8 protein-coding genes are annotated in these 7779 nt (G+C 31.1%); 3 read left to right on the forward strand and 5 right to left on the reverse strand.

All coding sequences use genetic code 11. The annotated features are described in order from the left end of the window. Positions 1-374 (forward strand): 30S ribosomal protein S4 (rpsD, locus tag RR430_RS06765; RefSeq protein WP_332508821.1); only part of this gene is annotated, 374 nt, incomplete at its 5' end. A gap of 65 nt (positions 375-439) precedes the next feature. Here rpsD and gmk read toward each other — a convergent pair. Then, complete coding sequence (gene gmk, locus RR430_RS06770) at positions 440-1003, reverse strand: guanylate kinase (RefSeq protein WP_332486724.1); 564 nt, start codon at positions 1001-1003, stop codon at positions 440-442. 91 nt (positions 1004-1094) lie between these two features. Here gmk and RR430_RS06775 point away from each other — a divergent pair, with 91 nt between their 5' ends. Beyond that, complete coding sequence (locus RR430_RS06775) at positions 1095-2744, forward strand: Rqc2 family fibronectin-binding protein (protein ID WP_332486723.1); 1650 nt, start codon at positions 1095-1097, stop codon at positions 2742-2744. 1 nt (position 2745) lies between these two features. Here RR430_RS06775 and RR430_RS06780 read toward each other — a convergent pair whose 3' ends face one another. The 4 genes from RR430_RS06780 to RR430_RS06795 are packed head-to-tail and all read right to left on the reverse strand — an operon-like array spanning position 2746 to position 6987. Next, positions 2746-3468, reverse strand: coding sequence for a pseudouridine synthase (locus RR430_RS06780; protein ID WP_332508822.1), 723 nt, complete (start codon positions 3466-3468; stop codon positions 2746-2748). A 9-nt stretch (positions 3469-3477) separates the two neighbouring features. After that, positions 3478-3756, reverse strand: a complete 279-nt coding sequence (locus RR430_RS06785; RefSeq protein WP_332486721.1) for a ParB N-terminal domain-containing protein — start codon at positions 3754-3756, stop codon at positions 3478-3480. Next, complete coding sequence (locus RR430_RS06790) at positions 3701-6523, reverse strand: glucosaminidase domain-containing protein (protein WP_332486720.1); 2823 nt, start codon at positions 6521-6523, stop codon at positions 3701-3703. The genes RR430_RS06785 and RR430_RS06790 overlap by 56 nt, the downstream gene beginning before the upstream one ends. Before the next feature lie 8 nt (positions 6524-6531). Next, complete coding sequence (locus RR430_RS06795) at positions 6532-6987, reverse strand: methylated-DNA--[protein]-cysteine S-methyltransferase (RefSeq protein ID WP_332486719.1); 456 nt, start codon at positions 6985-6987, stop codon at positions 6532-6534. A 46-nt stretch (positions 6988-7033) separates the two neighbouring features. On the opposite strand from RR430_RS06795, the gene RR430_RS06800 reads away from it, so the two are divergent. Beyond that, positions 7034-7720 carry a DNA alkylation repair protein gene (locus RR430_RS06800; protein WP_332486718.1) on the forward strand — a complete coding sequence of 229 codons (687 nt, stop codon included), beginning with the start codon at positions 7034-7036 and terminating at the stop codon, positions 7718-7720. The last annotated feature ends 59 nt before the right edge of the window (positions 7721-7779 follow it).

The following is a 7779-nucleotide window of genomic DNA, read 5'->3' on the forward strand; positions in this document are numbered from 1 at the left end:
AAATGGCTGGTGTTACAGGTCATAACTTCTTATTCTTATTAGAATCTCGTTTAGACAACGTAGTATACCGTATGTGCTTTGCTCGTACACGTCGTGGTGCTAGACAATTAGTTAACCACGGTCACATCTTAGTTGATGGTAAAAAAGTTGATATCCCTAGCTTTATCGTTAAACCTGGTTCAAAGGTTGAAGTTAAAGAAGCTAGCAGAAATATGGCTAGTATCAATGAAGCTTTAGAAGCTACATTAAATCCAGTAGCATTCGTTACAATTGATAAAGAAAAGAAAGCTGGTACTTATGTACGCCTTCCTGAACGTAACGAATTAAACCAAGAATTCAATGAACTTCTAGTTGTTGAATACTACAACAGATAAAACTAACTCGCTTTGGCGAGTTTTTTTATTACATAGAAGAAAAAAAAGATATCTTTCGATATCCCTTAATCCATGTGACGTTTAACAATAATAGAAATTATATCTGCAGCAAGTTTTGGATCTTCATTACAAACAACATATTTATACTGACCAACCATATCCAATTCACGATTTGCTTTAGCAAGACGTTGTTGAACAATTTCTTCAGGTTCTGTGTTGCGTCCACGAATTCTTTTTTCCAATTCTTCCATGCTAGGAGGTACTAAGAAAATAGTTAAAGCATCTGGGCATTTTTCACGAACTTGAATACATCCTTGAACTTCAATTTCAAGTAACACATTTTTACCTTCATCACGTAACTTATTAACAGTTGACATTGGTGTTCCATAATAGTTACCAACAAATTCTGCATACTCTAATAATTCACCGTTTTTGATCGCTGTTTCAAAATTATCACGGCTAACAAAGTTATAATTAACACCTTCAACTTCATTTGGACGTTTTTCTCTTGTTGTTAATGAAACTGAATAAGCAAGCTTTAAATCTGGATTATCAATGAATTCCTTCAGTACCGTACCCTTACCTACCCCACTTGGACCGCTTAATACTACTAGTAGACCTCTTTTCACTTTATCTTCCCTCCATGTTTGTATATAATAATTGTACAAAGGATGACTAGTTAAAGCAAGTGAAAGTCGTCTAAGAAATGAGGTTTTAACAATGGCATTAGATGGTATTCTGCTACACAAAATTATTTTAGAAACAGAAAATGAATTTCCAGCTAAAATAAACAAAATATATCAAGTATCAAACTCAGAAATATTATTTCAATTAAAATGTCAATCAGGTCGTAAGAACCTGATTATTTCATGTCACACAATTTACAATAGACTTAATTTAACGGAACGTTCTTATCCTACTCCCGAGGAACCCTCTTCATTTGTTATGTTATTAAGAAAGCATTTAGAAGGTGCCTTAATTCAAAGTGTTGAACAAGGAGGACTCGATCGCTATGCTAAATTAGAATGTCATATGCGCAATGAAATTGGTGACAAAGTAACGCGCTATTTATACATTGAATTAATGGGTAAATATGCAAATTTAATTTTTGTTGATTCAAATGGAAAAATCATGGATGCTCTAAAACGAATTCCACCTTTTGAAAACAATCGCAGAACTATTCAACCAGGTGCAATGTTTAAAGAAACCGAAATACAAGAAGGTAAATCTAATCCTTTTACTACTTTCGATTATAATCCCGAGTTAACATTAACAAAACAATTTCATGGATTCTCACCATTTTTAAGCAAAGAAATAGAATATCGACTCCAACATGATGAATCATTCAAAGATATTATGAAAGAAATTGAAGAATCGAAAAGTCTTTATATCGCAACCATAGATAATGAAGCAGTATTTCATTGTATTCCTTTAAAACATTTAGAAATCACAACAAAAGAATACCCACTTCTAGAGGGGTTAGATTTGGTCTATTTACACAAAGAAGAAAGAGATCGTATCAAGGATTTATCTGGAGATATCTACCGCTTTGTATTAAAGGAATTAAAACACCAAAAACAAAAACTACCAAAATTACAAGCATCATTAGAAGAATCGTTAGATTGTGAAAAATGGCATACCTATGGTGATTTACTATACGCCAATCAGCATTTAAATAGTAAAGGTGAGCATCAAATAGAACTTGAATCATTTGAAGATAGTTCTCTATTAAAAATACCATTAGATCCTAAATTAGATATCAAAGGAAATGCTAAAAAATGTTTCCAAAAGTACAACAAAGCTAAAAAAGGACAAATATTCATTCAAGAACAAATAGATATTTGCCAAAAAGAAATTGATTATTTTGAAGGTATACAGGAACAACTAGATATCAGTTCATTTGATGATGCTAAAGAAATTAGCCAAGAACTCGCTGATTTAGGTTATATTAAAAAGAAAGTCTCTAAGATTCGTAAAAATAACAAAAAGAAAGACACACTACCTAAGATTAAACGTATCACTTTAGACAATGGCATTGAAATTAGTTATGGTAAAAACAATCTACAAAATGAAGCTCTTACTTTTAAATTAGCTAATAAAAATGATATGTGGTTTCATACCAAAGATTATCATGGTGCTCATGTTGTAGTACATGGCCAAGATTTAGATGAAGAAACGATACGTACCGCTGCAATGATTGCTAGTTATTATTCAAAAGGTCGTTCATCAAGTAGTGTCCCTGTTAACTATTGCCAAGTAAAAAACTTAAAAAAAATACCAGGTGCTAAACCTGGTATGGCTTCATTATCTACATATAAGACAATATACATTGATCCTAATGAATCATTTATCTTAAATTTAGAGAAATAATCTACTTGCCTTCTTTTGCAAGTTGTCTAAGCTGTTTAACTTCAAATGGTTTAAGTAATCGAACTTGTCCAGGTTTCAAATCATTAACCATTAATGATCCAAGACGTTTTCTATTAAGTCGCTTAACTTCAAAACCAAAGTATTCAATCATTCGTTTTACTTGACGGTTTCTGCCTTCTTGAATTGTTAATTCAAGAAGCATGGAACCTTTTTCTATGTTTTTAGCAATTGTAATTGCACGAGCTGGTAAAGTTATACCATCTTCTAATAAAATTCCTTTTTCAAGCATTTTCAAATTTTCACCAGTCAATATACCATTTATCGACACTTCATAGGTCTTTTCTAAATGACTGCTAGGATGAATAATTTCATTCGCAAACTCTCCATCATTAGTAAGAATTAAGACACCAGTTGTATCAAAATCAAGACGTCCAACCGGGAATATTCTTTCTTCTACATTAATGAAATCCATAATCGTTGGTCGATCATGTTCATCATGCAAAGTACATAATGTATTTTTGGGTTTATTCATCACATAATAAACTTTATTTTCTTTATTAATCTGTTTACCATCAACTAATATCACTGCACCTTTTTTAGCTTGATATCCTAATTGAGTAATAATCTCACCATCAACTTTTACTCTTCCTTGTACTATTAACTCTTCTGCTTTACGTCTAGAGGTTATACCACTAGCTGCAATAATCTTTTGTAATCGTTCCATAGAACCTCCTTAATGATGATTTCTAGCACCCCAGTACGTTGAACCAGACTTAGAGAAATCATTTACTAACATACAGAATACTTCGAATTCACAATTTGTTTTATCCTCAATCTGTTTACATGCATTTAAACGTTTATGTCCATCTACACATCGATACATATCACCATCAATACATTCTACTTTAACAGGAATAATAATACCTCTAGCTTCAATACTCGTTACTAATTCTTCACTAATTGTCATCTTGTTGTATTGAATCTTCGATAGCGGAATTTTTTTGTTGATCATGAATTTTTTTCCTTCTTCTTTTTCTTAATAATACATCTATTAATACAATGATGCCTAATAGACATGCTGCTGTAAATAAACCAAATGCAATTAATGCAGGAATATCCGCATCACTATTATCAACTCGAACTGTTTCAACAACATCATCAATAATATATTCATTTGTCGTATTTCTAGAAACCAACATGAATTCACCAATTGCCGGCGTCATGAATTGGATATAGTTATTTGTTTGTTTAGTATAACACTTAACAATTTCACCATCTACATATAATAATACCGTAAACAATTCATTGCTTTGTGATCCCTCTGGTTTTTTAATCGAAATTAATACCGGTGTATTTAACTCAAAGTTATCTAAATTCTTCTGCGTTTTAATTGTAAATGTATCAATTACTTTAAAATTATTACCTTCAGCAAGTGTAGTCATTTCTTTTTCATGAATTTTTGGTATTGAACCTTTAACAATTAATTTGATTGTATCTTTCAATAATTTATTCTCTAACGAGTTACCTAAATCAATCGCTAATGATAACCCTGACACTGAAGCATCTAAATCATTCTTATAAATAACATAATGAATGCGATGATTAATTGCTTTATAGATTATTTTATCTAGAGCTCGTAGTTGAGGTTGAGTTAAGTAAGGAACCATATACTCATCCATGCGCTTCTTTAATGTAATAACTCGTTCAGCTTGTTCATCACTAAGTGTTTCTATTTCACTCATTTCTTCAAGAACTAAGACAATTTCATCTTTCAATTCTTGTCGTATTGTATCTAATTCTTTATCTACAGTTATTGGATATGTTGTTGTCTTACCACCAACAGTAACAATAACTTCTTGTTCACCTTCAATTTTTAAATCAAAATTAGAAACCATCGAAGTAGTAAGTTCAAGTTCTTTTTTACTACCATCAGTAAAATTGACCTTCACAACTCCTCCATCAATATCTATACGATCATTCCATTCAAAATATTGAAGCGGATAAGTTTCCATTTCTATTGACTCAATATCTTTATATTGAGCAACATAAGTAACTTCTTCTGTAACAGGTACAATTTCCTTATCCCAACTAACAAATAAAGCATTTTCTTTGGTAGGTTCTTCAATTACAGGCATTCGATTTATTTCAAGTCCATATGTGATTAAACCAGTATCATCTTGAAACATACCCCCGTTCGCATCAAATGTTACCTTAATCAATTCCTTTTGACCTAAATTATCCATATTCATTAAAACTTGCACGTCACTTTGTTTAATATACGCAACGTAGTTAGAATAATCATAGTAATACATCGTATCTACTTTAGATTCCGCATTCAATGTAGCTTCGGACTGTACTTTATACCAATCACCTTCAGCATTACTAAATGCATCTAAAATAACAAACGCGAAATCTGGATTTTTACCTGTTGAATATAAAATTTGAGAGTTTGTTGAATCGTATTGATATACTTTAACATCCTCGTAATTAGTTTTAATACCTAATGCTACAGAATTATAATCCTTAGATCCAAATGATGAATCAATGTTCATATAAAACTGTGCTGCTTTTTCACCCCAATAGGGATCACTTGCATACGAAACATTCATACCATTCGCTTTATTTCCAAAATAACTACCATGAAATTGGAATTTAAAAGGATTTGCATAACTCCCCGAGATATAATATTTCGCATGACTATAAATAGATGAATTAACACCAAAATAACGAGATGCATTCTTTTCAACATCAGAATCATATGCAGCATGACCAAACAAGTTATTTCGAGTAAATGCCAAAGAACTTCTACCTACTGCAGTTTCATTCATTGACAAACCAATCATCATTAAAGCATTTGCGCCATACTGATATTGATATTGAAAAAACGAATCTTCATTTTCATAGAATTGAGAACGATTTAATGTATCATCTGCTGAATCTTTATCCATATCTAAATAATTAGATATTTGATGATTAATTTGCAAAGAATCTCTAAAGTACGCTAATACTTCCTCATATGTAACATTCGTTAATGTGCGATGACTCACAAATTGATAATAGTTATAATATGGTTCATATGGATTTACACTTCCACCATGACTACCAATTTTTAAATCATCCAGCATTGTCCACAAAGCATCATCTTTGTAAAAGTAATGACCATCATAACTAAAATATTCAATATCGCTCTCTAAAAATGATGGAGCTACTCCAATATTAATTAAAGCTGAATAAAATTCACTTGAAAACGACTGTTTTATTTGATGATATAGATGACCATCTTTAACAACATAAGTTGATATACGAGATGGTATCATTGTAATAGGATAAATTGTAACATCACTAAGATTAACCCACCCTGTTACCCCTGAAATCATCATCAGTGCCTTGCTACCCGTTTCATCAGTACCTAAGTAAGCAGCATCTGTTCCATAGCATCCATTAACATAATTTGAGCCATTATCAATTGCATTCTTGAATTCAACATTCACATCACAAGCAGCAGTACTGTTAATTGAAATGATTCCATATTCTGCTTGAATAACTTTACCATCTTTAATGATTACTACATTATCATAGTTAGGTATTTCTCTATCATATATAGTCAATGCACCTTTATATGTCTTAGAAGAAGCTAATGGTGTAACCACATCCTCGGTGATATAAGCCACAGTAAAATCTTCCACTTGTGGTAAATCACCTAAATTAAGTGCACTTACATCTAGTGGTATTAGAAACATGATGGTGACTATTATTAATATCAAACTTTTTTTAAACATGTTTTACCTCAACATTCGCTATTTTCTATTTTAAGTAAACGTATTTTTGAATCTACTCCATAACCATATCCACCAAGTTTATGATTTGATGCAATTACCCGATGACATGGCACAATGATTGCGATTGGATTTTTGTTACAAGCATTACCAACTGCCCTTGCCGCTTTTGGTCGATTAATCATGATTGCTAAATCTTTATAGCTTCTTACCTCACCATAAGGAATGGTTTGCATAGCTCTTAAAACATCCATTTGAAATTCAGTGCCTTTTAACTTTATTGGCACAGAAAACACTTTTCTTACACCATCTAAATATTCAAGTAATTCTTTCTCTACTTGATCAAGTAACGGTGATTGATCACTCTTCTTTATCGAATCATCAACAAAATTAAGTTCAATTAAAAACCCATCATTTTCTATGCATTCAATATTCGCAAGTTTTGTCTTTACTGTTCGTTGTTTCATGATGAATTCTCCCGTATAATTATATCATAAAGGAGTTTAAAATCACATGCGCAATCAAATAATCAAAGAATGCAAGGAACATCAAGATTTAAAATATCAAGTATTTAATAGTTCGCTTATCCCAGATAACAATTACCGTATGATAGGTGTTCGTATGCCTATACTTCACAAGATTGCTAAAAACATCATTAAATCGAATCCTAGTGCATTTCTAAAAGAAGTAAAAGATATTTATTATGAAGAAGTTATGATTGAAGGATTGGTAATTGCACAATTACAAACAGAAGATAAATATACTTTAATAACAAATTATTTACCCAAAATAACTAATTGGTCACTCTGCGATAGTTTTGTATTAGCCTTAAAAGATAATTCAGAAGACTTCTTTAAATATGTTATTAATTGCACAAAATCAAATAATCCCTATACAATTCGATTTGGTATTGTAAACATGCTTTATTATTACATTAACGATCGCTATCTTTTAACCATATTAAAAATTATCACCAAACTTAATACTGAACATTATTATGTGAAGATGGCAAGAGCGTGGTGTATGGCAGAATGCTATATAAAATATCCAAACGAAACTATGCCCTATCTTTTAAAATTAAATGATTATTGGGTATTAAATAAATCGATACAAAAAATCAAAGAGTCACTACGTCTAACAAAAGATGAAAAACAGTACGTAGTTAACGAAACAAAACAAATATTAAACAAATTAAAATAAGTAGTTGCCTACTTATTTTCTTTTACTCTAAATTTCACAATATCTGTTATCAATTTTTT

The organism is Anaerorhabdus sp. (assembly GCF_036641015.1).
Classification (GTDB): domain Bacteria; phylum Bacillota_I; class Bacilli_A; order Erysipelotrichales; family Erysipelotrichaceae; genus Anaerorhabdus.